Here is a 25,643-nt window from a genome sequence, read left to right as displayed (position 1 = left end):
GCGCGTGCGGAAGGTGTCAAATTGATGTATCCTGCGAATTTTGCTCTGGGCGTCTGCGCGGGAAGCCGCCGCTTTTCAGGACCAGCGCCACGGTGAGGCCGACGCCAAGCAGGCTGCTGATGCCACTATAGAGCAGAAGAAGCCCCCAGATTGGCAGGTTGTACGCCACATAGTATATCACCGTGACCATCATCGTCACACCGGTACTCGTCAACATCGCCAACCAAGCCATAACACCCTCACTCAACTGAGGGGAAATTGCCCTGAAACAGGCGATGCAATCAATATGTCTTACGGTCAGATGGCGAGTATATTGGTATGTGTTGCAGCTTATTCTGGCATTATGGCCGCGACGGGCTGTTCTGGTGCGCATATCGCACGGATTTGACCCGTGGAGTGGTCGGCTGCGGCGGAAATCAGGCCCGCGCGGGTTTCGCCGACAGCCCCTGATGTGCTCCGTGCGCCCGCTTGTCCCCGGCCTTGTCCGCCAGCGTATTGCGGGCGGCCTTCTGCGTCCACAGCAGCAGGATGGCCAGCATTGCCGAGGGCACTCCGAACAGCGGATAGAGCAGCAGGCTCATGCCGAAGGACAGGCCGATCAGCGTATAGCCCAATACGGCCGCATTCAGCCCGCCAATGACGCCTACCAAGATCCCGATTCCTGCCATGCTCTCACCCTTCTGTGGTTCGCCGACGGGCACAGGCCTCGGCAAATCTCAGAATAGGGTTAATTTTGTTCAAATTATGCCGGGGTCATGGCGGCTGTGGGAACGGGTTGGTTCCGACAAAGGGAACACGACGACCTGGAAAGCCGGATAAGAGGCGACGCCCGCCTCTATTAAGAGGGCGACGCCGAATAAGCCGTTTGGGGAAGGAGTGATTTGAAGACTTCAGGGGGTGAGCTGGTATCGCATCACCCCCTGAAGCTCACTTATCGCACGAACTTCTTGTGCTTCAGACGCTTGGGCTCCAGCGCGTCGGGGCCCAGGCGGCGTTTCTTGTCTTCTTCGTAGTCCTCGAAGTTGCCCTCGAACCACTCCACATGGGCGTCGCCCTCAAAGGCCAGAATATGCGTACAGATCCGGTCGAGGAAGAAACGGTCGTGCGAGATGACCACGGCGCAGCCGGCGAAATCGACCAGTGCGTCTTCCAGCGCGCGCAGGGTTTCGACGTCCAGATCGTTGGTCGGTTCGTCAAGCAGCAGCACGTTGCCGCCCTCTTTCAGCAGCCGCGCCATATGGACCCGGTTGCGCTCGCCGCCCGACAGCAGCGACAGTTTCTTCTGCTGGTCGCCGCCCTTGAAGTTGAACGACGAGCAATAGGCGCGGGAGTTGACCTGCGCGTCGCCCAGCTCGATGATCTCGGCGCCGCCGGAGATGGCTTCCCAGACGGTATCATTGTCGTTCAGATCGTCGCGCGACTGGTCGACATAGGACAGTTTCACGGTATCGCCATAGCTGACGCTGCCCTCATCGGGCTGTTCCTGGCCGGTCAGCATCCGGAACAGGGTCGATTTACCCGCACCGTTGGGGCCGATCACGCCGACGATGCCGCCGGGGGGCAGGTCAAAGGACAGGTTCTCCACCAGCTGCTTGTCGCCGTAATGTTTGGAGATGCCCGAGACCTCGATCACCTTGGACCCCAGACGCGGGCCGTTGGGGATGACGATCTGGGCGCGGGTCAGTTTCTCGCGCTCGGACTGGCTGGCCAGATCGTTATAGGCGTTGATCCGGGCCTTGGATTTGGCCTGACGCGCCTTGGCGCCCTGACGCATCCATTCCAGTTCGCGCTCCAGCGTCTTCTGCTTGGATTTGTCTTCGCGCGCTTCCTGCTCCAGACGTTTGGCCTTCTGTTCCAGCCAGCTGGAATAATTGCCCTCGTAGGGGATGCCGCGGCCCCGGTCCAGCTCGAGGATCCAGCCGGTGATGTCATCCAGGAAATAACGGTCGTGGGTGACGCAGAGGATGGTGCCCTTGTAGTCGATGAGATGCTGTTGCAGCCAGGCGATGGTTTCCGCATCAAGGTGGTTGGTCGGTTCGTCGAGGAGCAGCATGTCGGGTGCTTCAAGCAGCAGCTTGCAGAGCGCCACGCGACGGCGCTCACCACCAGACAGGTTGGCGATTTCGGCATCATCCGGCGGGCAGCGCAGCGCCTCCATCGAGACGTCGATCTGGCTGTCCAGATCCCAGAGGTTCTCGGCGTCGATCTTGTCCTGCAGCTCGGCCATTTCCTCGGCGGTCTCGTCCGAGTAGTTCATCGCCAGCTCATTGTAGCGATCAAGAATGGCCTTTTTCCCGGCGACGCCCAGCATGACGTTTTCACGCACGGTCAGGCTTTCGTCCAGCTTCGGCTCCTGCGGCAGATAGCCAACCTTGGCGCCCTCGGCGGCCCAGGCCTCACCGGTGAAATCGGTATCGAGACCCGCCATGATCTTCATCAGCGTTGATTTACCGGCGCCGTTGACGCCGACAACACCGATTTTCACACCGGGGAGAAAGGACAGGTGGATGTTTTCAAAGCATTTCTTGCCACCGGGGTAGGTCTTGGAGACCCCCTGCATGTGGTAGACGTATTGATAGGCAGCCATGAGACAGCTCCGTGTAAGGGGGGAATTTGCTGGCTGGTGTGATAGCGGATGGGAAAGGCGGGGGCAATGCGGGATGCAGGGGCGGGGGCGCGGGGCGTGCACGCCTGCCGCCGTGATCGCAAAGACTGGCGGGGCGGCTTTCACAGTTTCGCAACCAGAGCCTGCAACAGCTGATTGATCTCTCTTGCAACTATGTGCATCAAGGCAGGCATGATGCACCGCTTGCCCCATATTCCGCCCGGCACCACTGTTGGCCTTCTGGGCGGGTCCTTTGATCCGCCGCATCAGGGGCATCGTGCCATCTCGCTGGCAGCGCTCAAACGCTTTGGGCTGGATCAGCTGGTCTGGCTGGTGTCGCCCGGCAATCCGCTTAAGGCGCACCCGCCAGCGCCGCTTGACCGCCGGATTGTCGCCGCGCGGGCGCTGATGGACCATCCGCGTGTGCAGATCAGCGGGATCGAGGCCGATGTCGGCACCTGCTACACGGCCGAGACGCTGCGCCTGCTGCGGCAGCGCCATCCCGGCGTGCGCTTTGTCTGGTTGATGGGGGCGGATAATCTGGCCGATTTCCACCGCTGGAAAGACTGGCGGCAGATTCTGGACACCGTACCCGTTGGGGTGCTGGCGCGACCGGGTGAGCGGATCTCGGCGCGGCTGTCGCCTGCCGCGCGGCTTTATGCACCGTATCGGCTGAAAGGTGGGCAGAGCCGTCTGCTGGCCCATGCCGAGGCCCCGGCCTGGTGTTTTGTGAATGTGCCGATGGTCAATATCAGCTCAAGCGCGATCCGGGCGCGTGGCGATTGGTCAGCGACGCAGCCGCGCTGAGACCAGACCGGCGCTGATGACCACACACAGACCGGCCCAGGTCAGCACATCAGGCCATTGATCAAAGACCAGCCAGCCGAGCGAGACGGCGGCGATCAGCTGGAAATAGACCAGCGGCGCCAGCCGTGACGCGGGTGCCTGCGCATAGGCAAAGAGCAGCAGCAGATTGCCCAGCATCGAAAACCCCGCACTGCCAAAGGTCAGCGCCGCAGTCGCCAGTCCAGGCGCGGGCAGGGCGGTCAGCCCCAGCGGCAGCGTCAGCAGCGCGCTGATCGACAGCTGGGTCAGGCTCAGCTGCAGCGGCGTGCCAAGATGCGACAGCCAGCGCGAGGTGGTGAGAAATCCGCCGTAGAATACCCCCGCCAGAACCGCCCAGATCAGATTGACAGAGCCCCCCAGCCCGGGCCGCACCACCAGCAGCACGCCGCAGAACCCCAGCGCCATCAGCAGGCTGCGCGCCAGCGTCGCAGGTTCGCGCAGCAGCAGGACAGAGAGCACATAGCTGACCATCGGCCCGACAAAAAAGGCGGCAAACACATTTGCCAGCGGTTCGGTCTTCAATGCGATCTGGATCGACAGGATGCCGCCGCTCAGCAGCGCTGCGCGCAGCCACAGCCGCCAGTCGGCCAGCAGCGGATAGGCACTGCGCAAGGCAAACGGCGCCACCATCGCTGTGCCGATTGCAAATCGAGACCAGGCCACGAATCCCGGTGTCGCCAGACCGCCCGATGTGAGCAGTTTCCCGCAAAGGTCCCCGGCAGGGATCATTGACATGGCGACAAACATGATCATCACTGCCCGTACCATCGCGTCAGCGGTAGCAGGCGGCTCGGTCAAAGAAAAGCCGCCAGTTTGCGGTCGGGGGCTGTCGGGCTGCGGCATAATAACCTGCCGCATGTTTGCAGAATTGTAGGGGTTTTGAGTAGACTATTGCTGATATGATTTCGCGACGATTTTTTCTGACCTCCGGCCTTGCCTCGGTGGCGGCGCAGACAGCCCTGGCCAATGCGCCGGCTGTTTCTCTGCGCCCGGTGGCACGGGATCCTGCCAGCCTGATCAGCGCCGGCGGCGGGCTGAAGGGGCTCCTGGCGCGCGCGGGCCTCTCTGGGCAGATTGCCTGCGCCGTGGCGGACGTCAAAAGCGGACTGCGGCTTGAGGCCGAGGGCGCCGCGTCGGCCCTGCCGCCGGCCAGCGTCGCCAAGGCGCTGACCGCTCTTTATGCGCTCGATGCGCTGGGGCCGGACCATCGCTTTACCACGCAGATTGTGGCCACCGGCGGGATCAGCGGCGGCGTGGTCGGCGGCGATCTGGTGCTGGTTGGCGGCGGCGATCCGATGCTCAACACCGACAATCTCGCGCGGCTCGCGCAGGCGCTGAAGGCGGCCGGCGTCCGCGAGGTGCGCGGTGCCTTTCGGATCTGGGAGGGGGCGCTGCCGCAGATCGCCTCGATCGACCCGGGTCAGCCCGATCACGTCGGCTACAGCCCGGCCATTTCTGGCCTCGCGCTCAATTACAACCGGGTGCATTTCGAATGGAAACGCGCAGGACAGGGCTGGGCGGTGACCATGGATGCCCGCACCGAGAAATATCGCCCCGAAGTCTCCGTTGCCACGATGAAGATCGCGCAGCGCAGCCTGCCGGTCTACAGCTATTCCGAACGCAACGACACCGATCACTGGACCGTCGCCAGCCAGGCTCTGGGCAAAGGCGGCGCGCGCTGGCTGCCGGTGCGCCATCCGGGCGCCTATGCCGCCGATGTGTTCCGCACCATGGCGCGCGCGAACGGGATCAAGCTGGGCGCGCCGAAACCGGCCAACGCGCCGCCCTCGGGGCAGGTGGTGGCCCATCACAACAGCCCACCGCTTGATCTGATGCTGAAGGCGACGCTGAAATATTCCAACAACCTGATGGCCGAGATGATCGGCCTGGCGGCAACGCAGGCGCGTGGTGGCCGGCCGCGCACGCTGAAGGATTCGGCGGCGGCGATGAACAGCTGGGCTGCGGCAACCTATGGCATGACCAATACCCGGCTGGTGGATCATTCCGGTCTGGGCGAGGCGTCGCGGATCACACCGGATGACATGGTCAGCGCGCTGGTGGCCTCCTATCGGGACGGGCGGCTGAAACCGCTGCTCAAATCCTTCCCGATGCGCGACAGTAAGGGGCGCGTGCTGAAAGCGCATCCGATCAAGGTCACCGCCAAGACCGGTACGCTCAATTTCGTATCGGGTCTGGGCGGCTTCATGACCGCGACCGACGGCACCGTGCTGGCCTTTGCCATATTCAGCGCCGACCAGCAGGCCCGCGCACGCATACCCCGCGCCGAACGCGAGCGCCCCAAAGGCGCGCAAAGCTGGAATCGCCGCGCCAAAAAGCTGCAACAGAGCCTGATCGAACGCTGGGGCCGCGTCTACGGCAGCTGAGCCGTGGAGATGCAAATGGCGCGCGGGCGTATCAGGCGTGGCCCGTTACCTGGTTTGCGGCTCTGCCACGGCTCCGGCCGATCAGCTTTAACCGCCGGTCAAATCCTGTGCGAGCATCAGCGCGTTGCCGTCGGGGTCGTAGAAGGTCGCGGTTTTGACCATGCCTTCGACCACATCCGTTTCGCCATCAAATTTGACGTTGGCCTGTTCCAGTTTCTGCCGGGCCGACTCCAGATCAGCGCAGCCAAAGACAGGGACGCAGTTTCCCGGCGCGGGCTTCGTGTGCTCGCCAAGGCCGATTGCGACTCCGGGCGTGTTGGTTTGAACCTCGGACCAGCCTGCCTCGTCAGCATGATAGAGCAGCTCAAAGCCCAACATGGTTTCGTACCATTTGGCGCTGGCGTGGCGATCCTTGACCGACATTGCGATGGTGATGGTTTGATCTACTGAAACGAGTGACATGGGCTTTCCTTATGAGCTAAAATATACTAACTATACTTTATGGACATAATGACGCTTGTCAACATCACATCCAGGGCCTGGGCGATGCCTATTCTGTCGAGCCTCAGTTCCGGTATCGCCGGGCGGCAGGCGCCGTTGCTGGCTGCGACCGGTGCCAGCCGGACCGCCTTTGCGCAAAGTATGGACCACTTGATTGACCTTGGCCTGATTGAGCGCAATCCGGGCTACGGTCATCCGCTACGCCCCGAATTTCGGCTCACTCAATCAGGCGCGGCAGCCGCAGCCATCGCCTGCAAGATCCACGATGTCGCGTGCGAGGACGACCGGCCCCTGCTGCGCCGGTCATGGACCTTGCCGGTACTGACAACGCTTCACAGACCAAGTCATTTCAGCGACATCAAGCGAAACCTGCCGACAATAACGGATCGGGCCCTGTCGCAGTCATTGAAATCAATGGAAGCAAAAAGCTGGGTGTGCCGCAGCGTGGATGGTGCGGCCCGCCCGCCCCGGTCTATCTATCACGCGGTGAACACCGGTGGTCTGATAAGCCGGGTCATGGCCCCAGAATTCACCGGCATCTAGACAACAGGCGATTTAGCGACAGGTGGCTGAGGTCGGGCAAGCCCCCGCGCCTCGCAGCCCCTTGAGCGCGTGAGTGTTCGCGGCCCTTCTCTGGCCCCGGCAGCAGATATTTTGTGGGGTTCGCGCCCGGTGCTGCCGGGGTGCCTGCCTCAGACCATATGGCGGGCGCGGGCGCCGCGCTCGATGGCGGCGGCGTGCAGCCGGTCGATGTTCAGCTCATAGCGGATTTCTTCCAGCAGCCGCAGCTCCGACTCGGCAAGGCTGCCATCGGCCGCGGCCACATCGCAGGCCAGTGCATAGGCGGTCTCAAACAGCCGCTCGGGCAGATCCTCGCGGATCAGGCCGAACAGCGCATCCAGCCCGTCCTCCTGCTCAAAAAGGTCAAACACCGTCTGCGAGGTGCGGTTCATCCGGTCGATGTCGTAATCGGCAAAGACCGGCAGCATGTTGACGGCGGATTGGATTTTCACCAGCTCGGCGGTGCGGATATTCTCATCCGAGGCCGAGACCGCCACCATCAGCGCAACGAGGCAATCCTGCGGGGTAAAGGGGTGGGCGGTCTGGGTGTTCATTGTGGGATTCCAGTAAATTGGCACGGGTTCGTGAACAAGAATAGGCATCCCCCCCGGCCCAATCAACGGGTCAATGCGTCACCGGGTGAAATCCGCTGCCGCCTCCTGCTCTTCACCGGTGCGGCGAGGGGCGCGCAGCAGGCGGGGGCGGGGCGAGGGGCCAGCAGAATGCAGGCCGCTGCGGGATCGCCCGCCGGGACCGCGCAAATCGCGCGACATTGGGGCCGTTTGGGCGCTGTTGGGGCGCTGTTGGGGCGCTATTCTGGTGCTGAAACACTGCGGTTTCTTGACACGTATCGCCGCTCACCATAGGTGAGGCCGACCGGGTGCATGGGGCGCCCGGCAGTGGTGAGCCGCCCGCAGTCACCGGCGCCCGAGACAGCGCCGCAGACGGGGGGCTAGCAGTCCGACCGGAGCCACCTCCGGTTGCCGATGGAGAACATGATGTCTGATCTGCGCGAAGAAGCTCTGAAGAGCAAAGCCTGGCCGTTTGAAGAAGCCCGCCGGGTTCTCAAACGTTATGCCAAGGGCGCGCCGGAAAAGGGCTATGTCCTGTTCGAAACCGGCTATGGCCCCTCTGGCCTGCCGCATATCGGCACCTTTGGCGAGGTGGCCCGCACCACGATGATCAAGAAAGCCTTCGAGGTGATCTCTGATATTCCGACAAAGCTGATCTGCTTTTCGGATGATCTCGACGGGATGCGCAAGATCCCCGGCAACGTGCCAAATGCCGACAGCCTGCAGGACCACCTGCAAAAGCCGCTGACCTCGGTGCCGGATCCCTTTGGCGAATACGAGAGCTTTGGCCATCATAACAACGCCATGCTGCGCCGGTTCCTTGATACCTTCGGCTTTGAGTACGAGTTCTATTCGGCCACCGAATTCTACGGCTCCGGTCAGTTCGACGAGATCCTGAAGCGCGCCGTCGACAAATACGACGACATCATGGCGATCATGCTGAAGTCCCTGCGCGAAGAGCGCCGTCAGACCTATTCGATCTTCCTGCCGATCCACCCGGACACCGGCCGCGTGCTCTATGTGCCGATGAAGAAGGTCTGCGCCGAGACCTATACCATCACCTTTGATGACGAGGACGGCAAGGAATGGACCCTGCCGGTGACCGGCGGCAACGTGAAACTTCAGTGGAAGCCCGACTTCGGCGCCCGCTGGGCGGCACTTGGCGTTGATTTCGAGATGTACGGCAAGGATCACTCCACCAATACGCCGATCTATGATGGCATCTGCCGGGTGCTGGGCGTCCCGGCGCCGGAGCATTTCACCTATGAGCTGTTCCTCGATGCCAACGGTCAGAAGATCTCCAAGACCTCGGGCAACGGGATTTCCATTGATGAATGGCTGACCTATGCCTCGACCGAGAGCCTGGCCTATTTCATGTATCTGAAGCCCAAGACGGCGAAGCGGATGCACTTCGATGTGATCCCCAAGGCGGTGGACGAATACCACCAGCAGCTGCGCGCCTATCACACCCAGGATCTGAAGGGACAGCTGAACAACCCGGTCTGGCACATCCACGCAGGCGATGTGCCGCAGTCGGATATGGTGGTGCCATTCTCGATGCTGTTGAACCTTGCTTCGGCCTCCAGCGCCGAGGACAAGGCAACCATGTGGGGCTTCATCAACAAATACGCCCCCGACGCGACGCCAGAGAGCAATCCGACCATGGATCAGGCGGCGGGCTTTGCGGTGGCCTATTTCAACGATTTCGTGAAACCGGCAAAGACCTATCGCCTGCCCACCGATCAGGAGCGTGCGGCGCTTCAGGACCTGGCGGATGCGCTGAAATCGCCCGAAGCCGCGCTGGCCGCGATAGCCAAGAAGAACGAGATCGCAGGCAGCACCGACCCGCTGCCCGAAGCCGATTTCGCGGATGAGGAATTCCTGCAATCCGTTGTCTTTGCCATCGGCAAGATCCACGGGTTCGAGCCGCTGCGCGCCTGGTTCTCGGCCATCTACGAGGTGCTGCTGGGCGCCACGCAGGGGCCGCGCTTCGGCGGGTTCATCGCCCTTTACGGGGTCGAGGACACCATCACGCTGATTGATCAGGCGCTGGCGGGTGAGCTGGTCTGACCCGGCAGCCATATGTCAACGGAAGGGCGCCTGTAACGGGCGCCTTTTTTTGTTTCGCGCAGGGCGCAGCGGCGCGGCAAAACAGGCAGCGGTGATTGACCGCGCCCGCGCCGGGGCTAGCTGACAGGGGCATCAGAGGAGATCTGCCATGCGCAAGTTTTTGTTGATGAGTGTTTCTGTCGCCCTGTTGTCGCTGCCGGTTCCGGGCGCCGCCGAGGGGCGCGATAGCGCGATAACCGGGGTGATCGCAGATCAGATCGCCGCCTTTCTCAGGCGTGATTCCGAGGCCGCCTTTGCCCATGCGTCGCCGATGATTCAGGGGCTGTTCGGCAATTCCGAGCGTTTTGCACAGATGGTGCAGTCGGGCTACCCGATGGTCTGGCAACCGGATGAGGTGCGCTATCTGGGGCTGCGCACCGTGGCCGGTGGCCTGTGGCAGCGGGTGATGATCACCGATCCCGAGGGGCGGGTACATCTTCTGGATTATCAGATGGTTGAGACCCCGGCCGGCTGGAAGATCAACGCCGTTCAGCTGCTGACGGAGGATGCGCCCGCGACCTGATCCATCGCCTGACTTTCCCCCCCGGTGCATACCCTGCGAACGCCCCTCTGAGGGCGCGTTAAACCCCGTCCTTTACAACCCTTTCCCTGAGTGAACCGGGCTGCGGCCTGATCAGCCGGAAACGGCGGTATTAGAAAGGGTGACTGATGAACATAGCGATCACTGACGGCGTAGAGCTGATGCCCCCGGCCTTTGCCGAGGGGCTCAACAACTGGTCCAGCGGCAATGGCACACCGGGGTCGGACACCTATCAGGGCGCGGCCAATGCGGCCTTTGTCGCGGCGGATGCCGATTTCGGCGGCTGTCTTGAACTGCAAAAGACCGCTTCGGTGCAGAAACTGCGCAATATGACCCGCACCATGCTGACACCGGGCTGCTATTTGCAGGTCACCGCGCGGGTAAAGGCGGTCAGCGGTGCCCTGCCAACCGTTCGCATCGCGGCCTGGGCCGGGCAGTCGGGCGGCGGTCATCTGGGCGGCGTGGTCGAGACCGGGGCGGGCACCAGCCTGTCGACCTACGGAAAAGTGGTTGAGATATCGGCCATTATCGGCACCGGCAGCCGCAATGGCGTCGATATGGCCTGGGGGCTTGAGGGGCGCTTTGCCCATGTGGGGCTGGATCTGATCGGGCCAAATGGCGGCGTGGTGCGGGTCGATGATATCGAGGTACGCGATGTCACCGGAGTCTTCCTGCGCAATATGATCAGCCTGGTGGATGTGACCGACTATGGCGCAATCGGTGATGGCAGCACCGACAATACCGCCGCCTTTGAGGCGGCTGATGCCGCGGCCGCCGGCCGTCGTGTGCTGGTCCCTGCGGGGGAATTCTACCTCGGCAGCACCGTGTCGATGAACCATGAGGTCCAGTTTGAAGGCACCGTCCGCATGCCCACCAGCCGGATGCTGCTGCTGACCCGCAATTTCAATTTCCCCAGCTATGCCGCGGCTTTCGGGGATGAGGAACTGGGCTTCAAGAAGGCGTTTCAGGCGCTTTTGAACAATGCCGACCATGAATCGCTGGATCTGTGCGGGCGCAAGGTCACCCTGCGCGGACCCGCCGATATGCAGGCGGCGGTCCCCAACAAGACCAGCTACGCGACCCGCCGGGTGATCCGCAACGGCCAGCTGGAGGCTGCCGCCAATGCCGCCTGGGACACCGATACCATCACCGCTCAGGCAACCTATAGCACCAGCGCATCCCGTAAGCTGACAAATGTCGCCAATATCGCCAATATTCCCGTTGGCGCGCTTGTCGAAGGCAGCGGCGTCGGGCGCGAAATCTACGTCCGGGACAAGAACGTGGGCGCGGGCGAACTGACCCTGACCGCGCCGCTTTATGATGCGGTGGGCACCCAGCAATACACCTTTCGCGACTTCAAATACATGTTGGATTTCAGCGGCTTCAGCGCGCTCAGTAAATTCGGCATGACCGAGGTCGAGATTCAGTGCGACGGGCGCTGTAGCGGCATTCGTCTGGCCCCGGCCGGCACCGTGTTCAGCCTGGACCACTGCTTTATCTCGCGGCCACGAAACCGCGGCATCACCTCCATCGGATCCGGCTGTCAGGGTATCCTGATCGACAATTGCCAGTTCCTGTCCGATGAAGAGCCGCTGAATGTCGGCGCCCGGCAATCCATCGCGCTGAACGTCAACGCCAATGATGCCAAGCTGCGCAACAATCGCGCCACCAAGTTCCGCCATTTCGCATTGCTGGGTGGCCAGAACCAGACGGTGACCGGCAACCACTTCTTTCAGGGCGATACCGTTGCCGATGGCAGCCGCACCGCCGGTCTGATCCTGACCAGCACCAATTGCGCCTCGACCGTGTCGGACAATTACATCGACAATTGTTTTGTCGAATGGACCAATGAACGCGATGCCCGCCCCGATTTCACCAGCGGCTTCTCCTTCAGCGCCCTGTCGATCACCGACAATGTGTTCCTGTCCGGCGATGTCGCCCCCTGGTTCAGCTACATCGTGGTAAAGCCTTATGGCAGCGGCCATTTTCTGAACGGGATGACCGTGTCGGGGAATAAATTCCGCTCCATCAACGGCACCATCGACCGGGCAGAGCGGGTCGATACCAGCTTCTCCGACCTCGATTTCAGCCGCACCAGGGATATCTTCTACGAGGGCAACACCTATCACAACGTCTCAACCGCGGTGGCCAACCCGCTCAGGATTGAACATGTGCAGGGCAGCGCGGCCACGACCTGGACCGTCGACACCCAGGATGCTCTGCCATTTCGCGGTCAGGCACGGGGCATCGACAGCGTCGTCGCCATTGGCCCGGTAGAGCTCGGCGGCGGCGCCGATCGCCATGCCATGCCCTATGCCAAGCTGCGCGTCGGCAGCCGTCGCGATCAGGTCCAGCTGGTCTGGCCGGAGGCGGTGCGCGGCACGGTGCAGGTAACGGTGCGTGTGGACAGGTGATCCGCAGCGCTGGGGGTCAGAACCGGTGCCAGATCGCCAGTTTGATCCCCAGCGCGCGTGTTTCGGCGCGCTTGTGCTGGAGACCGATCACCAGCTCCGGCGCGCTCTTTCCGAACCGCTTTGCCAGTGGCAGCCGCAGGCTGGAGGTGATGGAAAAGGACAGCGGCGCGCCCGCTGTCCTGCTGGTTTCCACCTGCAGCAGCGGCGCCAGCTTGCCGGGGCGGTTCAGCCCCAGCGTGGCATCCAGTTTCCAGGTCTGCTGCCGCCCCTTGCTGCGCCATTCATGACCCAGATCCAGAGCGATCCAACCCGACAGCGGCCTGCCTTTCAGCGCGATGTCGAACCCGCGCCCATAGGACAGGGTGATCCGCTGCATCGGCGCCCAGACCCCGCTGCTCTGATTGGCCCCCAGCGCCAGCTCCACCGCGGTATTTGCCTGTCCCAGACGGGGTAGGGGGTGGCGCAGAAACAGCAGCGCATGGGCGGAGCTGCCGCGGCTGACATTCAGATCGGCGCCGAGCGTCCAGCGCGGATGCAGGCCAAATTCCCCGTAAAATCCGATCTCTGCCGGCAGGCGCTGCCCCTCGCTCAGCCCTTTCAGCGCGGCAAGGTCGCGGCGCAGCGTCAGGCTGGTCGCGCTGAACCCCTGACCCTCCTGCTGTAACCACGCCCCGGCGGAAACCGAGGCCAGCGGCATCAGGCAGAGGGCAAGGACAGCCAGTAAGCGTAGGAACCCGTGCGGCATAAAAACACTTTAAAGTTGATTTTATTTTTGACCACTCTTTTTATGCGTCTGTTGGACAAGGATCGGCGATCCTGCCGGAACGGGCAAAAACCTCTGCCGGATTTCCTCAAACCGGCGTAGGCTGGAGATGGACAACGGAGGAAGCCATGCCGACGATAGCGACCAATACCGAAACCCAAACCGTGATCACCACCTTTGAGATGACGCCGGGCACCTGTCAGGATCTGCTGGATGCTCTGACCGAAGCCTATGCGGAGTTCATTTCGCATCAGCCGGGCTTTATCTCTGCCGGGCTGCATGTGAATGACGCCCAGACGCGGATCGCCAATTATTCGCAGTGGCGGCGGCGGGAGGATTTTATGGCCATGCTGCGCAGCACCGAGATGCGCAACCGCAATCGCAAGATCAACGAGCTTTGTCGCAGTTTTGAACCGGTGATGTATGAGGTTGCCGCAACCTTTTGATCTCTGGTGCGTTTCCCTGTTGTACGCGGCTGATCTCGATCAAGGCAGGCCGGTGGGCGCGGCCTCATGATGGGGGTGCCGCAGACAGAGGAGACCGCAAATGTATCATAATATTCTTGTCCCGATTTCGTTTGATCCCGACCGCGATGTGAGCGCCCCGCTAAAGCTGGCGGGGCTGCTGGCCACGCCAGAGGCCCGGATCACCCTTCTGCATGTGGTTGAACAGGTGCCGGCCTATGCGATTTCCTATATGCCGATCGATTATCTGGAGGGCACCCGCAAGGCGCTTCAGGCTGAGCTGGACGGTCTGGCCCAGACATTGCCCAACGCGACCGGGCTGCTGATTGATGGCCATTCCGGTCGCTCGATTCTGGACTGGGCCGAACAGAACGCACCCGACCTGATCATCATCGCCTCGCACCGGCCGGGGATGCAGGACCTGCTGCTGGGATCGACCGCCACGCAGGTGGTGCGCCACGCGGCCTGTGCGGTGCATGTCGTGCGCTGAGACTTGCGGTTTTTTGACGCGAGGCCAGCAATTCGTCGCCGACAGGCTTGTCCCGCGCGGCAGCCGACCCCACTTGGATTGCAATCAGGTTTAGCGAGGAGAAAACGATGCAATGTCCAATTGACGGCGCCCAGCTGGTAATGACCGACCGGGCCGGTGTGGAAATCGACTATTGTCCGCAATGCCGGGGTGTTTGGCTTGATCGCGGTGAATTGGATAAAATCATCGAACGGTCCAGCCAGCCAGCGCCGCAGCCGCAGCCTCGGCAGCAGGACAGTTATCGCCCTGAAAAACGCGATTCAGACCGGCATTATTCGGAAAAACGCTACAAGAAAAAACGAGGTGGCTTTCTTGAGGACCTGTTTGATTTCTGATCTAAAAAATGCAGAAAACCGCCTTTTGTAAATAAGGGCGGTTTGTTCATAGCTGTCTGGTGAGATGCGCGGGCAGCCTGCCGCACCACTTAGTGCAGATAAAAATATGCCCCGGCGCCATGATCTGGCTGCCGGGGCATTATCTAACGCTCTGTTAGATATGAGCTTTGCTGCCGCGTGGGCCTGCGATCAGCCATGCGATCAGGCCGATCACCGGCAGGACCAGGATAACAAGGGTCCAGATCACCTTGGCTGCGGTCGATGCGCCGGATGTCAGGACCTGGTAGATCGCGTAGAGGTCAGCGATAAGAATAAGCAGACCAAGAAGACTGTAACCCATTTTCTCTCTCCATCAATTTTGTTCTGTCTGCTCAACCTTTCAGACGCCAAAAAGGTTCCGCTAAAATTTTTGGGAACCTTTTTGTGAGGTGGATTGTTTGCTTCTCGAACCATCACTGAGATGTATCGCAATCTGAAAGGAACCACGCTATGAAAACCGCTACCGGAATTATTATGGGTATTGTTGCTGTAATCGCCATTGCGGTCGGCATCTACATGGTCGACGTCGACCAGACCGAAGAGGCAAGCCTGCCTGACGTGGATGTCAGCGTCGAAGGTGGCAACCTGCCGAAATTTGATGCCGAAGTCGGTTCCGTCTCCATCACCGAGGAAACCGCCACCGTAAAGGTTCCCGACGTTGATGTGACCATGGAAGAAGCCGAAATCTCGGTGCCCGGTCTGAAAGTGACCCCGCCGGAAGACGCTGCTGACGAAGTTGCTGCCGAATCCAACTAATGCCAGTCCGCCTGTGACCCGGCATTCACTGCCCCCCGCATTTGCGGGGGGTATTTTCGTTTTGGACCCCTATCCGATCGCCGGTGCTGCGGACCGGGCCGAGGCCGCGCCGCAACGGTGGGCGCCTATGAAAATTTCTTCTGCGATTTGCCGCGATAGGCCCGTGTCCCGGCCTTGCCCGCAGTGGACCGGCCCCGTGATTTGACCGCCGCCTCCGATGCGGCTTCGACGGCGGACTGCCGCGCCAGCGGATCGTCGGAAATCGCCAGATCCACCGCTTCCAGCCGTTTGACCTCGTCGCGCAGCCGGGCTGCCTCCTCGAACTCCAGGTTCTCCGCCGCCTTGCGCATCTGTTCGCGCAGCCCGGCCAGATGGGCCTCCAGATTGGCGCCGTGCATCGGTTTGTCGAGGGTTGCGGTCACGCGGTTCATATCCACATCGCCCGCATAAAGACCGGCCAGCACATCCTCGACGTTCTTTTTCACCGTCGCAGGCGTGATGCCATGTTCAAGGTTATAGGCGATCTGCTTGTCACGGCGGCGGTTGGTCTCACCAAGCGCGCGCTCCATCGAGCCGGTGATCCGATCGGCATACATGATGACGCGGCCCTCGGCGTTCCGCGCGGCGCGGCCAATGGTCTGGATCAGCGAGGTCTCCGAGCGCAGGAAACCCTCCTTGTCGGCATCGAGAATCGCGACCAATCCGCATTCGGGAATATCCAGCCCTTCGCGCAACAGGTTGATGCCAATGAGCACGTCAAAAGCGCCAAGCCGCAGGTCGCGCAGGATCTCGATCCGCTCCAGCGTGTCGATGTCGGAGTGCATGTAGCGCACCTTGATGCCCTGTTCGTGCAGGTATTCGGTCAGGTCCTCGGCCATGCGTTTGGTCAGCGTGGTCACAAGGGTGCGGAACCCATCGGCGGTGACACGGCGCACCTCGTCCAGCAGATCATCCACCTGCATCGAGACCGGGCGGATCTCCACCTGCGGATCCAGAAGGCCGGTAGGGCGGATCACCTGCTCGGCAAAGACGCCGCCGGACTGTTCGATTTCCCAGGCCGAGGGCGTGGCGGAAACAAACACCGACTGCGGGCGCATCGCGTCCCATTCCTCGAATTTGAGGGGACGGTTGTCCATGCACGATGGCAGGCGGAAACCATGTTCCGCGAGGGTGAATTTGCGCCTATGGTCGCCTTTGTACATGCCGCCGATCTGCGGCACGGAGACATGGGATTCATCCGCAAAAACAATGGCATTGTCGGGGATGAATTCAAACAGGGTCGGCGGCGGCTCGCCCGGCGCGCGGCCCGTCAGATAGCGCGAATAATTCTCGATCCCGTTGCAATGGCCGGTGGCCTCCAGCATTTCAATGTCAAAATTGGTGCGCTGTTCCAGCCGCTGCGCTTCCAGCAGCTTGCCCTCACCAACCAGCTGGTCGAGCCGCATTTTCAGCTCTTCCTTGATCGAGATCACCGCCTGTTTCAGCGTTGGCTTCGGCGTCACGTAATGCGAATTCGCATAGACCCGGATCTGGTCGAAGCTGCCGGTCTTTTCCCCGGTGAGCGGGTCGAATTCGGTGATGCCTTCCAGCTCCTCGCCAAAGAAGGACAGCCGCCAGGCGCGATCCTCAAGGTGGGCCGGGAAAATCTCCAGCGAATCGCCGCGCACCCGGAAGGAGCCGCGCTGAAACGCCTGATCGTTGCGCTTGTACTGCTGGGCAACCAGATCGGCCATCACCTGCCGCTGGTCATATTCGTCGCCGACCTTCAGGTCCTGCGTCATCGCCGAATAGGTCTCGACCGAACCGATGCCGTAGATGCAGGAGACCGACGCGATGATGATCACATCGTCCCGTTCCAGCAGTGCACGGGTCGCTGAGTGGCGCATCCGGTCGATCTGTTCGTTGATCTGGCTTTCCTTCTCGATATAGGTGTCTGAGCGCGCGACATAGGCCTCCGGCTGGTAATAGTCGTAGAAGGAGACGAAGTATTCGACCGAGTTTTCGGGAAAGAAGCCTTTGAATTCGCCGTATAATTGCGCCGCCAGCGTCTTGTTTGGGGCAAGAATAATGGCCGGGCGCTGGGTCTCCTCGATCACCTTCGCCATGGTAAAGGTCTTGCCGGTGCCGGTGGCGCCCAGCAGCACCTGATTGCGCTCGCCCTCCAGCACACCTTCGGAGAGTTCCTTGATGGCGGTGGGCTGGTCGCCCGCCGGATCGAACTCGGTGTGCATGACAAATTTCCGCCCGCCTTCCAGCTTGGGACGCTGCTGCGGCGCGCGGTCGGCCATCATCGGCATGGATTTGTCGGAATGGGCGTATGGCATATGGCTCTCTCCTGCTAGGGGCAGAGATTGGTCTGTTTTTGTTCTTATTCAAGGGGCTTTTTCCACCCCGCGCCCGGCGATGGCTTCGCAGCGGCGCAAAATGCCGGTCGCTGAGGGTGGAAATCCCGGTTTTTCCTGCCAAACCCGTGCAATCTGCGGCATTTGCCACCTTGCCCGTGATCAGGGTTCAGCGCATATAGAGGGCAGAGATCTGAGAGGAGATATCCCATGCGAGCGCGGATTTATCGGCCAGCCAAGAATGCCATGACCTCCGGTATGGCCAAGACCCGCAAATGGGTCCTGGATTTCGTGCCCTCCAGCGCGCGGGAAGTGGATCCGCTGATGGGCTGGACCTCCTCACATGACACCCAAAGCCAGGTCCGCCTGCGGTTCGACACCAAGGAAGCGGCGCTGGAGTACGCCGAGGCCAATGGCATCGACGCCATCGTGACCGAACCAAAGACCCGCAAGGCCAACATCCGGGCGGGCGGCTACGGCGAAAACTTCGCCACCAACCGCCGCGCCCCCTGGACTCACTAGAGTCTGTAAATCGGGGCAAAGTTGTCTCGAAATTGGGGCAAGGATCCCGCGAAGTCGAGTTCCAATCAACATGTAGAGTGCTCACTGGGTGCCCTGTCTACTTCTGGGGTAGCTGTGGCGGCAGTTGTAAATCGGGATCAAGTTGCGGCCGGATGGTCCACAAGACCCGGCAGACGCAATTTTCTGAGGATACAAGTCGACCCAGTGGGTGCCTTTTTGGGTTCGAATCCTGATCAATTCACAGTCGTGAACGTCAAGCAAAGCTTAGGATTTACACCAAAGCTTCGGCAGATCATCTGATAAAGCGGCTCAGTAACACCCATGCCTTGTCAGCATCGGCGCCCTCTCTTGCGACAGACTGCTCCTGATCGGCAATAAGCACGATTGGTCTGCAGTTTGCCTCATTGCTCAGCGCCTCTAGGAGGCGGAGCCGTACCCAAGGGCTGCTTTACACATTCGTGCTTGGCGCAGCTTCGGCCTGTTGCAGGCGTAAAAATCCCTTCAGACCCCATAGTTGCCATGCAGAGAGACGTGGCAGCCTTGGCTGATGCTGAGGTCGGCACCAAGGGGACCGCGAAGCGCAGATAGTGACCTTTGCAAAGTCGTGGTTTAGCAGCGGCCAGACGCTGCACGAGCACTAGTAGAAGCCGCCGTTCGCCGCGTCTGCAGCCCTCAAATACCGGCCGTCGTCCGCTGGGCGGTCGAAGCAGTCGTTCCGGGATGTTTATTTCAATGCTTGCGCCAGCTCGTATGAACGTGTTCGTTCTTCCGCAAGCTCGATGTTGGCGGAAGCCGGAGCATCAAGGATCAAGTCGCTTAAGCTTCCCATGCCACCAAATAATCCTTCAAATAATTGTACGCTGTAACCATCAGATTTTTCTGCGACTTGGCGCACTCGTGACAGTTTCTCTGCCCAAAACTCCTGATCGTGCTTTGCAAGAATGGCTTCCAGCTTTCGCAGGCTGGAAATAAATTCAAGTACGTCCGGATGAAGCGGTTTTGGGCCCATACCTTTCTATGTCACACGAAGAAATCAGGCGTGCAAGGCTTTCAAGCAGAAGAGAGTTTGGGCTCACTACCGACTTGCGGCGTTGCAGCACCAAAGTTGCAGTAGATCCCGTACCTACGCCTATCATGGGATCACTGCAGCCAGCCCAATCACGACATTCAGGCAGGGCGCAGCGCAGGGGCCGCTGCGAGCGCGAAAGGTCTCCTGAAAGCGGACCTTCAAGCCTGTACAATTGATCCAGGCGATACTGCGATCAGTGTAGACGTCAGCGACGCGCAGTTAGTGACCTTTGCAAAGTCTCGGGGGCTGGCAGTCGGGCGGCGATCCAATGCTGCATGAGCGATGGCAGGAACAGACCTTTGCCGCGAGTGCAGCCGCCAACCATCATCGAATGGAAGGGGGCGGACAAACCCGCCTTTTGTCCGTGCGGCCAGTGCTCATGCAGACAACCGTTGCGCTGGCAGCGTGGCGTTTGCAGCGCATTTTCTCAAAGCAAACGCTCACACGTTGCTTAGATTTTCAGCTGATGGGTGTCCGGATCACAGACAAGTAGGGCCGGGTTTTCAGGAAGGCGTTCGGAGCTGAGCGACCCGAACTGAGTTTCTGATGATCAGGCTTGATCAGACTTTTTAAGTTGTAAGAAGCTCATCGCCGCAAGAAATGCAAAGAAGGCGGGATCCGACCAGCCAAAGCCGGTAAAGACACCAATCATGGCGGCATATAGCGTTACGATAAACCCAAGCGCATTGGTTGCCATCAGCCCGGTCAGGAGCCTCCGGATGGTTGTCCCATCGGTCACATCCCGAAGCAGGAACCCGAGAATGGCAATCCCTCCAAGGAAAATGCTGTTGTGCTGGGACAGGAACCAAGCATAGCGGTCATTCAGCTCCACGCCGTAGTTTGGCCACAGAAAGCCGGGCAGGAAAAACAGTGCAAAGGCGAAGAACGCGTAGATTATGCTGTGAAGGGTTAGGAAAGTTCGGTTGCTCATCAGAAAGCTCATTTGCATTGTTTCAGACCGTTTCTCCCAAGGGGGCATGGGTGATCGCACTGAGGTCTTCCATGATATCAAACACATGATCTGACGCTACAGTAACACCGATGGCTTCCAACCGCTGCACGTGCATCGCTTTGTAGGTTTCCAGCGCCGCGAGATCCCGGAACAGGTAGGTTGAACCGAAATCACCGGTGCTTTCATCCAAGGTCCAGATCTTCCAGATCACGCCGGTTTCCTGTGCAATGCTTTCGGCCAACCGATTGGTATCTTGAAAAAATTCTTCGTTCATTGGTCCGTCATAGGTCATATGCAGGTCCCAGATTTTCATCGTACTCATTGGTTCTATCCTTTCGACGTGCCTCGCCTTGACGAGGTGTGTGGCAGAGCGTGCCGTTTCCATTGCCAAGTAGGGTAGTTCGAAATAATTGTTAGATGAACAGGATCTTTTAGATCGCAGTGTTAGGATTATCGAACGGTGAAGCGGAATGAGTTGAACGATGTGTCGATATTCGTGGCGGTGGCCCACGAAAACGGTTTTCGCGCAGCTGCCGACAAGCTGAAACTGGGAGCGGGATCAGTTAGCGAAGCGGTGCAACGGTTCGAAGACCGCCTCGGCGTGCGCCTGATCGAACGCTCGACCCGGACCATAGCCTTGACCCAAGCAGGGGAGCTGCTTTATCGCCGCAGTCTGCCCGCGATTAACGACCTGGAAACCGCGCTGAAGGATGTGCATGATCTAAACGAAGATATTTCGGGCACGCTTCGGCTGACTGCACCGACTGCTACGGGTCAATTGTTTCTGGATGCTCTGATCACAGGTTTTGCCAAAGAGCATCCGGCGATGACGATTGAACTCATCTATGACGAAACCAAGGTCGACCTCGTGACCAGCGGGGTTGATGCTGCGATACGTGCCGAGACCCTACTTGATCCTGACACACATGCCATCGCAATTGGCCCCACACAGGAGATGATGATCGTCGCATCCCCCGACTATCTAGCGAAAGGTCCGCACCTTAAGGAACCGGCAGATGTGGCGGCACATGGAGGGGTGTGTTTTGCCTTTACTGGTGCCAACAATCTGGCCCCCTGGGTGTTTACAGGCGCAGACGGTCCCTATTCGGTGATGCCGCGCCCCAAGCTCGTTACCAACGACGTGACCTCCATCCTTGAAGGCGCAAAGGCGGGACTTGGGCTGGCCTATATCTTTGCAAGCTCTGCCGAATGCTCGCTGGAAGACGGCAGCTTGGTTCAGGTTCTGGAAGGCCGGGCCGCTACGTTGCCAAGATTTTCGCTTAACTACCTATCGAAGCGCAACATGCCATCCCGCGTCCGGGCATTCGTTGATTTTGCGAAACGGCACAAATTATAAAACGCGATGCCGCGCATTGTTGGTGCTCGTCCGTCGAACCTGGCCTTTTGAGCTGACCCGTAGGCCGTTAAGGTGCTAGACTTGTACAGCCGCAGCATCAAAGCCTTTCCGCAGTGAAGGATCAACGTCGACCTGCGGCAATGCGGCAGCAGAGTTGAAGCGAACCCGCACCAGATCCAACCGGCCTGATGACGCCAGTCAGCCCGAAGCGGCCGTAGACAAGGGATGCCGCGCCAAGAATTCTGCCGGTGCGAAATTCCATGGTCAGATTCCCGGAAGCGGACCCTCGACAGGGTCAAGCTGCCTAATGTGATGCCGCGGGCTGCGGCGACGTCAGCTGAGCACAGATAGTGACCTTTGCAAAGTCTTGGGATCTGCCAGTCGGACGGCGATCCCATACTGCACGAGCAATGAAAGGAGCAGACCTTCGCCGCAGGTGCAGCCACCAACCATCATCGAACGGAAGGGATGCGGGACAAAGTGTGAATTCGCTGCGGTTGCGCGAATGGCAGCTTTGTAGGAACATGTTCGAATGAAGCGATTTATGAAGTCAGCATTTGTTATCGTGGCCGTTTGCTTGGCGATTGCTGGAAATTTGTCAGCGCAGGATCTCAGTAGTTCTTTCGACACGTGCTTGCCGCCAACCTCAGATGGCAACGTTAACGCGGATGACCGCCCTCTGACATATCGCCCACCGCCACCAATTGGACAGAGTATTGATGTGAATGAGTGCCGTTTTCTGCCCGAACGGTCAGAAGCACTCGGCAAAGTCTTTTTGATAATGCAGTGTTCCATTTCGAACCGCTCTGAGGAGCGTGTCGCCTCCTTCAATTATGGTGTTCGTTACTTGGCGGCAGGCAATTCGACAGTTCTCAAGGAGGTTGGCTTCGAAGGCGAACAACGCTTTGGTACGGCACTTTTGGTGCCAATTTTACTACCACAAGAAACGCAGTCGCTCAGACTAGTCGCCTCCGACTTGCCAACTGATGTTGTCACTGCCGATTTGGACATTTCAGTGGAAGTCATAAGCGTACGTACGCCGGACGGTCGCATCCTAAGATAACTACAGGAAGCCGTCATTCGTGCGGTCTGCAGCATTCGGTAAAATGGGCTCACTGCCGACTTGCGGCGTTGCAGCGCCTGGCTGCACGCCGCGCCTGTGTTCCTGGCCAACCGTGATCGGCTCCAGCGGTAATCCTTCCCGAAGTCGCACGGCAAGCCACGGGTTGATGACAGACGGGTTCTGAGTGGGATTATCTTCATTAATCGCGATGGGTTGCGCTGGCGGGATGCGCCGCGGGAATATGGTCCGCACAAAACGCTTTACAGCCGATGGAAGCGTTGGAGCGAGAAAGGCATCTTCGCGCAGATGATGGTCGGCCTGGCTGCCGAGCACGGCGAGGAGAAGACCGTGATGATCGACGCGACCTAGCTCAAAGCCCACCGCACTGCGACCAGCATGCCCGCGAAAAAGGGGGGCGTGGGCGCCTGATCGGCCGAACCAAGGGCGGCATGAATACCAAACTGCATGCCATCTGCGACAGCCACGGGCGACCGCTCAGCCTGTTCGTCACCGCTGGGCAGGTCAGCGACTACATTGGTGCGCGGGCGTTACTGAGTAGCCTGCCCAAGGTCGACTGGCTGCTCGGGGACCGCGGCTATGACGCCGACTGGTTCCGAGAAGCGTTGCAAGACAAAGGGATACGCGCATGCATCCCCGGCCGAAAGCAACGAAAGACACCGGTTCGATACGACAAACGACGCAACCGGCGGCGCGTGGCGACACGCTATGATCGCTGTCCCAAGGTCTTCCTCTCAGCCATCGCTCTGGCAGCGACCGTCATCTATTGGTTATGAGTCCTGACCCTAGTAAGATATGATCACGATCGATGACGCCCAATCTCATTTAAGGGTTCATACCCCCTGGTGGCGTAAAGGTCCCGCCGCTGCAACGGCTGATTGTTCTCGTCATGTCGGACTGCCATTCGACTGGCTTTACCTAATAGTACATTCGCTGCTTGGGCTGCATGGTGCAGTTCCATTTTTTCAGCTTTGCCGGGTAGAAGGGTATCGATTTCTTCCAGCTGATCACTTGACAATATTTCGACCGCCTGCGGTCCAAGAAACAGCGTTTCCGAAAGGCAGCCATTGGCTACTAGAATTTCGTGACGTTTACAAAGGATATGGTGATAAGTTACACCGCCATCGGGAACAATCTGTTCAACCCCCTTAAGGCTCAGTAACTTTTTAGCTGCAAGAAGAACCTCACTCACGCCAAACATACGCTCTACGATGGGTGAGGAGATGAGAATTCTATGCTGCGGTGAAACCAATAGCGGAACTTCGGGTGTTCCAGGTCCAAGAGCATTTTCATGAATTAAGATTGGTCGAATCTTCTCGTTTAACAACAAAGACATGTATGTCTTGCTCTGACAACCCGTCCAGATCACTGGCTGTGGCCCACTGTCTCGGGTCAATACCAAGTCACCCTTTTTCAAGCTCTCCACAGGGATTTGACCGCCTGGCGTTTCTATGAGCGTGCCCGATGTGAAGCAAACGTATAGGTTGCTGTATGGAGTGGCGGGCGTTTGATTCTCTCCTGAAAGCGTGTACGTTTCTCCTGCGATTGGTTTAAAATCGAATGTAAACGCTTCGATATCGCTCAGGTTCGAGTTGTTGAGCGTGATTGCATACATCTCCCCCATGAACTGTCCATTTGAATCATAAATGTAATATGAGTACTCTGGGTTAACCATCCCATTATCGATTGATTGCCCATCAAGCTGCCCCCGGATGCGGTTGGTGACGAATCCATGGTCCCCAAAACTTCCCGTAAAGCTATCTTGGTCAATATATTCAACAATATCACCAGATACTGGAGGCAATGAGAAAGATTGACCTACCAGATCACTGGAAGTTCCCGTCTGTGGAAGAGATGGGAAGATATCATTCCAGGAAAATACGAGAAGATCATATGTGGCCATGGTCATGAGTTCCCTTCAGATGGCGGGTGAACGGAGAAGTCAACATCTCTATTTTTGGAGAGTAACCTTGATTAATTATTCGCCCTAGTAACCAACTGGGTAATGGCACGAAATTGCAGGTTGCCATGCTCCGACGTCTCCTCACTAATCAACAGGCGCACATACACGCCCTTACTTTTGACGACAAAGTATGAATAATTGGTGGCAAAATGGCGAAAACACTTGGAAGTGCTATTTAATTTTCAGGCTGGAGGAGGCTTTGTTGCAGGCCTGCCCCTGGTCGTCGCTCGCTCATGGCGAGAGGCTCCGGGGTCAGTTTGTGTAGACGTCGGTTTTCCGACCATCTGGAAATCTTTCTTGGAACGAGACATGAGCACTGCCGGGCGTGCGAGGAAACCAATTTCAGTAGGCCGCAAGAGTTACCTGTTTGTCGGTCGCCAGGGCGGTGGGACAGCTGCTGCTTGAATGCAGAGATTCGTGCCGCCGGACCGAACGGCAGCAAAGTCCCGCATCACGTCCGTTCGATGATGGTTGGTGGCTGCACTTGCGGCGAAGGTCTGCTCCATCCGTTGCTCGTGTAGCATAGGACCTCCGTCTGGCTGGCAGATTCCACTACTTTGCAAAGGTCGCTATCTGCGCGTCGCTGACGTCTACACTGATCGCAGTATCGCCTGGATCAATTTTACAGGCTTGAAGGTCCGCTTTCAGGAGACCTTTCGCGCTCGCAGCGGCCCCTGCGCTGCGCCCTGCCTGAATGTCGTGATTGGGCTGGCTGGTGTCATCTGGCAGCAGAAACCAGGTGCGGTATCGCTGCAACCGAGCTGCCGCATCGCCGCAAGGCGGCAGTGAGCCCATAGTGAAGAATGCTGCACTCGGATCGAACGGCACCGATGCCGAGCAAAGCGTTTGTTGCGATTGGACTTCACCAGTGTTTCACTACGCCACACAGAAGCCCATTACAGGCTAAGCTTTCCCGATCTCTGGCTTTCATGGACAAG

At 59.4% G+C, this 25,643-nt stretch carries 26 protein-coding genes and 1 pseudogene; 14 read left to right on the top strand and 13 right to left on the bottom strand.

Annotated features, from left to right (window positions below):
- Window positions 1-16 precede the first annotated feature (16 nt).
- From VXL81_RS08680 to ettA, 3 genes are all read right to left on the bottom strand, one after another.
- A complete protein-coding gene (locus VXL81_RS08680) occupies window positions 17-217 on the bottom strand; it encodes a hypothetical protein (protein WP_416537445.1) in 201 nt (66 codons plus the stop codon).
- A gap of 199 nt (window positions 218-416) precedes the next feature.
- A complete protein-coding gene (locus VXL81_RS08675; RefSeq protein WP_416537444.1) occupies window positions 417-668 on the bottom strand; it encodes a hypothetical protein in 252 nt (83 codons plus the stop codon).
- Between the two features lie 263 nt (window positions 669-931).
- Complete coding sequence (gene ettA, locus VXL81_RS08670; protein ID WP_340547292.1) at window positions 932-2,587, bottom strand: energy-dependent translational throttle protein EttA; 1,656 nt, start codon at window positions 2,585-2,587, stop codon at window positions 932-934.
- A gap of 210 nt (window positions 2,588-2,797) precedes the next feature.
- Here ettA and VXL81_RS08665 point away from each other — a divergent pair, with 210 nt between their 5' ends.
- Window positions 2,798-3,412, top strand: coding sequence for a nicotinate-nucleotide adenylyltransferase (locus VXL81_RS08665; protein ID WP_416553798.1), 615 nt, complete (start codon window positions 2,798-2,800; stop codon window positions 3,410-3,412).
- Here VXL81_RS08665 and VXL81_RS08660 read toward each other — a convergent pair.
- Window positions 3,392-4,198: a DMT family transporter gene (locus VXL81_RS08660; protein ID WP_416536719.1), complete on the bottom strand. Its 807-nt coding sequence runs from the start codon at window positions 4,196-4,198 to the stop codon at window positions 3,392-3,394. The two genes, VXL81_RS08665 and VXL81_RS08660, sit on opposite strands and share 21 nt — an antisense overlap.
- A gap of 152 nt (window positions 4,199-4,350) precedes the next feature.
- On the opposite strand from VXL81_RS08660, the gene dacB reads away from it, so the two are divergent.
- Window positions 4,351-5,835, top strand: a complete 1,485-nt coding sequence (dacB, locus tag VXL81_RS08655; protein ID WP_416536706.1) for a D-alanyl-D-alanine carboxypeptidase/D-alanyl-D-alanine-endopeptidase — start codon at window positions 4,351-4,353, stop codon at window positions 5,833-5,835.
- Window positions 5,836-5,922: 87 nt separating this feature from the next.
- Here dacB and VXL81_RS08650 read toward each other — a convergent pair whose 3' ends face one another.
- The gene (locus tag VXL81_RS08650; protein ID WP_416536707.1) at window positions 5,923-6,297 is read right to left on the bottom strand and encodes a VOC family protein; all 375 of its coding nucleotides are present in this window, start codon (window positions 6,295-6,297) and stop codon (window positions 5,923-5,925) included.
- A gap of 39 nt (window positions 6,298-6,336) precedes the next feature.
- Between VXL81_RS08650 and VXL81_RS08645 the strand changes: the two genes are divergently transcribed.
- A complete protein-coding gene (locus VXL81_RS08645) occupies window positions 6,337-6,879 on the top strand; it encodes a winged helix-turn-helix transcriptional regulator (RefSeq protein ID WP_416536708.1) in 543 nt (180 codons plus the stop codon).
- Window positions 6,880-7,028: 149 nt separating this feature from the next.
- Here the strand turns inward: VXL81_RS08645 and VXL81_RS08640 are convergent, their stop codons facing one another.
- A complete protein-coding gene (locus VXL81_RS08640) occupies window positions 7,029-7,451 on the bottom strand; it encodes a tellurite resistance TerB family protein (RefSeq protein WP_416536709.1) in 423 nt (140 codons plus the stop codon).
- A gap of 444 nt (window positions 7,452-7,895) precedes the next feature.
- On the opposite strand from VXL81_RS08640, the gene VXL81_RS08635 reads away from it, so the two are divergent.
- The 3 genes from VXL81_RS08635 (at window position 7,896) to VXL81_RS08625 (ending at window position 12,533) form a co-directional block, all read left to right on the top strand.
- Window positions 7,896-9,539 carry a lysine--tRNA ligase gene (locus VXL81_RS08635; protein ID WP_416536710.1) on the top strand — a complete coding sequence of 548 codons (1,644 nt, stop codon included), beginning with the start codon at window positions 7,896-7,898 and terminating at the stop codon, window positions 9,537-9,539.
- A gap of 148 nt (window positions 9,540-9,687) precedes the next feature.
- A complete protein-coding gene (locus tag VXL81_RS08630; protein WP_416536711.1) occupies window positions 9,688-10,101 on the top strand; it encodes a DUF4864 domain-containing protein in 414 nt (137 codons plus the stop codon).
- Window positions 10,102-10,247: 146 nt separating this feature from the next.
- A complete protein-coding gene (locus tag VXL81_RS08625) occupies window positions 10,248-12,533 on the top strand; it encodes a glycosyl hydrolase family 28-related protein (RefSeq protein WP_416553796.1) in 2,286 nt (761 codons plus the stop codon).
- Window positions 12,534-12,549: 16 nt separating this feature from the next.
- Here VXL81_RS08625 and VXL81_RS08620 read toward each other — a convergent pair whose 3' ends face one another.
- The gene (locus tag VXL81_RS08620; protein WP_416539938.1) at window positions 12,550-13,278 is read right to left on the bottom strand and encodes a hypothetical protein; all 729 of its coding nucleotides are present in this window, start codon (window positions 13,276-13,278) and stop codon (window positions 12,550-12,552) included.
- 146 nt (window positions 13,279-13,424) lie between these two features.
- Here VXL81_RS08620 and VXL81_RS08615 point away from each other — a divergent pair, with 146 nt between their 5' ends.
- The 3 genes from VXL81_RS08615 (at window position 13,425) to VXL81_RS08605 (ending at window position 14,624) form a co-directional block, all read left to right on the top strand.
- Window positions 13,425-13,742, top strand: coding sequence for an antibiotic biosynthesis monooxygenase family protein (locus tag VXL81_RS08615; protein WP_061049879.1), 318 nt, complete (start codon window positions 13,425-13,427; stop codon window positions 13,740-13,742).
- Window positions 13,743-13,842: 100 nt separating this feature from the next.
- Complete coding sequence (locus tag VXL81_RS08610) at window positions 13,843-14,250, top strand: universal stress protein (protein WP_416537438.1); 408 nt, start codon at window positions 13,843-13,845, stop codon at window positions 14,248-14,250.
- Window positions 14,251-14,357: 107 nt separating this feature from the next.
- The gene (locus VXL81_RS08605; protein WP_340547283.1) at window positions 14,358-14,624 is read left to right on the top strand and encodes a zf-TFIIB domain-containing protein; all 267 of its coding nucleotides are present in this window, start codon (window positions 14,358-14,360) and stop codon (window positions 14,622-14,624) included.
- Window positions 14,625-14,778: 154 nt separating this feature from the next.
- On the opposite strand, the gene VXL81_RS08600 is transcribed toward VXL81_RS08605, so the two are convergent.
- Window positions 14,779-14,964, bottom strand: a complete 186-nt coding sequence (locus VXL81_RS08600) for a PLD nuclease N-terminal domain-containing protein (RefSeq protein WP_340547282.1) — start codon at window positions 14,962-14,964, stop codon at window positions 14,779-14,781.
- Between the two features lie 149 nt (window positions 14,965-15,113).
- Between VXL81_RS08600 and VXL81_RS08595 the strand changes: the two genes are divergently transcribed.
- On the top strand, window positions 15,114-15,419 hold the full coding sequence (locus tag VXL81_RS08595; protein WP_340547281.1) for a hypothetical protein: 306 nt from the start codon (window positions 15,114-15,116) through the stop codon (window positions 15,417-15,419).
- Between the two features lie 125 nt (window positions 15,420-15,544).
- On the opposite strand, the gene uvrB is transcribed toward VXL81_RS08595, so the two are convergent.
- A complete protein-coding gene (uvrB, locus tag VXL81_RS08590) occupies window positions 15,545-17,743 on the bottom strand; it encodes an excinuclease ABC subunit UvrB (RefSeq protein WP_340547280.1) in 2,199 nt (732 codons plus the stop codon).
- A 228-nt stretch (window positions 17,744-17,971) separates the two neighbouring features.
- On the opposite strand from uvrB, the gene VXL81_RS08585 reads away from it, so the two are divergent.
- Window positions 17,972-18,283, top strand: coding sequence for an ETC complex I subunit (locus VXL81_RS08585; protein ID WP_416536713.1), 312 nt, complete (start codon window positions 17,972-17,974; stop codon window positions 18,281-18,283).
- A 724-nt stretch (window positions 18,284-19,007) separates the two neighbouring features.
- Here the strand turns inward: VXL81_RS08585 and VXL81_RS08580 are convergent.
- The 3 genes from VXL81_RS08580 to VXL81_RS08570 form a co-directional block, all read right to left on the bottom strand.
- Complete coding sequence (locus tag VXL81_RS08580; protein WP_416542764.1) at window positions 19,008-19,292, bottom strand: DUF6966 domain-containing protein; 285 nt, start codon at window positions 19,290-19,292, stop codon at window positions 19,008-19,010.
- Between the two features lie 610 nt (window positions 19,293-19,902).
- Entirely contained in the window at window positions 19,903-20,283 is a 381-nt protein-coding gene (locus VXL81_RS08575; protein WP_102855861.1) for a hypothetical protein, read from the bottom strand.
- Window positions 20,284-20,305: 22 nt separating this feature from the next.
- A complete protein-coding gene (locus tag VXL81_RS08570; RefSeq protein ID WP_014875291.1) occupies window positions 20,306-20,626 on the bottom strand; it encodes a monooxygenase in 321 nt (106 codons plus the stop codon).
- Between the two features lie 162 nt (window positions 20,627-20,788).
- Between VXL81_RS08570 and VXL81_RS08565 the strand changes: the two genes are divergently transcribed.
- The 3 genes and pseudogenes from VXL81_RS08565 to VXL81_RS08555 form a co-directional block, all read left to right on the top strand.
- Window positions 20,789-21,661, top strand: coding sequence for a LysR family transcriptional regulator (locus tag VXL81_RS08565; protein WP_260074163.1), 873 nt, complete (start codon window positions 20,789-20,791; stop codon window positions 21,659-21,661).
- 532 nt (window positions 21,662-22,193) lie between these two features.
- Window positions 22,194-22,724 (top strand): hypothetical protein, encoded by a 531-nt coding sequence (locus VXL81_RS08560; protein ID WP_416553794.1) that lies wholly within the window; start codon window positions 22,194-22,196, stop codon window positions 22,722-22,724.
- A gap of 135 nt (window positions 22,725-22,859) precedes the next feature.
- Window positions 22,860-23,518 (top strand): annotated as a pseudogene (locus VXL81_RS08555) (IS5 family transposase); the annotation flags it as partial.
- A gap of 23 nt (window positions 23,519-23,541) precedes the next feature.
- Here VXL81_RS08555 and VXL81_RS08550 read toward each other — a convergent pair.
- Complete coding sequence (locus VXL81_RS08550) at window positions 23,542-24,645, bottom strand: Hint domain-containing protein (RefSeq protein ID WP_416553792.1); 1,104 nt, start codon at window positions 24,643-24,645, stop codon at window positions 23,542-23,544.
- Window positions 24,646-25,643 lie beyond the last annotated feature (998 nt).

Origin of the sequence: Phaeobacter sp. JH204B (assembly GCF_048055755.1) — a bacterium.
GTDB lineage: Bacteria > Pseudomonadota > Alphaproteobacteria > Rhodobacterales > Rhodobacteraceae > Phaeobacter > Phaeobacter bryozoorum.
The sequence above is the reverse complement of the archived record's forward strand: the minus strand, read 5'-3'. Positions and strand labels throughout refer to the sequence as shown.

Excerpts from the sequence above, each read along its gene's own strand:
- VXL81_RS08680 (WP_416537445.1), bottom strand. The coding sequence starts at position 217 with ATGTTGACGAGTACCGGTGTGACGATGATGGTCACGGTGATATACTAT.
- VXL81_RS08675 (WP_416537444.1), bottom strand. The coding sequence starts at position 668 with ATGGCAGGAATCGGGATCTTGGTAGGCGTCATTGGCGGGCTGAATGCG.
- ettA (WP_340547292.1), bottom strand. The coding sequence starts at position 2,587 with ATGGCTGCCTATCAATACGTCTACCACATGCAGGGGGTCTCCAAGACC.
- VXL81_RS08665 (WP_416553798.1), top strand. The coding sequence starts at position 2,798 with ATGATGCACCGCTTGCCCCATATTCCGCCCGGCACCACTGTTGGCCTT.
- VXL81_RS08660 (WP_416536719.1), bottom strand. The coding sequence starts at position 4,198 with ATGTTTGTCGCCATGTCAATGATCCCTGCCGGGGACCTTTGCGGGAAA.
- dacB (WP_416536706.1), top strand. The coding sequence starts at position 4,351 with ATGATTTCGCGACGATTTTTTCTGACCTCCGGCCTTGCCTCGGTGGCG.
- VXL81_RS08650 (WP_416536707.1), bottom strand. The coding sequence starts at position 6,297 with ATGTCACTCGTTTCAGTAGATCAAACCATCACCATCGCAATGTCGGTC.
- VXL81_RS08645 (WP_416536708.1), top strand. The coding sequence starts at position 6,337 with ATGGACATAATGACGCTTGTCAACATCACATCCAGGGCCTGGGCGATG.
- VXL81_RS08640 (WP_416536709.1), bottom strand. The coding sequence starts at position 7,451 with ATGAACACCCAGACCGCCCACCCCTTTACCCCGCAGGATTGCCTCGTT.
- VXL81_RS08635 (WP_416536710.1), top strand. The coding sequence starts at position 7,896 with ATGTCTGATCTGCGCGAAGAAGCTCTGAAGAGCAAAGCCTGGCCGTTT.
- VXL81_RS08630 (WP_416536711.1), top strand. The coding sequence starts at position 9,688 with ATGCGCAAGTTTTTGTTGATGAGTGTTTCTGTCGCCCTGTTGTCGCTG.
- VXL81_RS08625 (WP_416553796.1), top strand. The coding sequence starts at position 10,248 with ATGAACATAGCGATCACTGACGGCGTAGAGCTGATGCCCCCGGCCTTT.
- VXL81_RS08620 (WP_416539938.1), bottom strand. The coding sequence starts at position 13,278 with ATGCCGCACGGGTTCCTACGCTTACTGGCTGTCCTTGCCCTCTGCCTG.
- VXL81_RS08615 (WP_061049879.1), top strand. The coding sequence starts at position 13,425 with ATGCCGACGATAGCGACCAATACCGAAACCCAAACCGTGATCACCACC.
- VXL81_RS08610 (WP_416537438.1), top strand. The coding sequence starts at position 13,843 with ATGTATCATAATATTCTTGTCCCGATTTCGTTTGATCCCGACCGCGAT.
- VXL81_RS08605 (WP_340547283.1), top strand. The coding sequence starts at position 14,358 with ATGCAATGTCCAATTGACGGCGCCCAGCTGGTAATGACCGACCGGGCC.
- VXL81_RS08600 (WP_340547282.1), bottom strand. The coding sequence starts at position 14,964 with ATGGGTTACAGTCTTCTTGGTCTGCTTATTCTTATCGCTGACCTCTAC.
- VXL81_RS08595 (WP_340547281.1), top strand. The coding sequence starts at position 15,114 with ATGAAAACCGCTACCGGAATTATTATGGGTATTGTTGCTGTAATCGCC.
- uvrB (WP_340547280.1), bottom strand. The coding sequence starts at position 17,743 with ATGCCATACGCCCATTCCGACAAATCCATGCCGATGATGGCCGACCGC.
- VXL81_RS08585 (WP_416536713.1), top strand. The coding sequence starts at position 17,972 with ATGCGAGCGCGGATTTATCGGCCAGCCAAGAATGCCATGACCTCCGGT.
- VXL81_RS08580 (WP_416542764.1), bottom strand. The coding sequence starts at position 19,292 with ATGGGCCCAAAACCGCTTCATCCGGACGTACTTGAATTTATTTCCAGC.
- VXL81_RS08575 (WP_102855861.1), bottom strand. The coding sequence starts at position 20,283 with ATGAGCAACCGAACTTTCCTAACCCTTCACAGCATAATCTACGCGTTC.
- VXL81_RS08570 (WP_014875291.1), bottom strand. The coding sequence starts at position 20,626 with ATGAGTACGATGAAAATCTGGGACCTGCATATGACCTATGACGGACCA.
- VXL81_RS08560 (WP_416553794.1), top strand. The coding sequence starts at position 22,194 with ATGAAGCGATTTATGAAGTCAGCATTTGTTATCGTGGCCGTTTGCTTG.
- VXL81_RS08550 (WP_416553792.1), bottom strand. The coding sequence starts at position 24,645 with ATGGCCACATATGATCTTCTCGTATTTTCCTGGAATGATATCTTCCCA.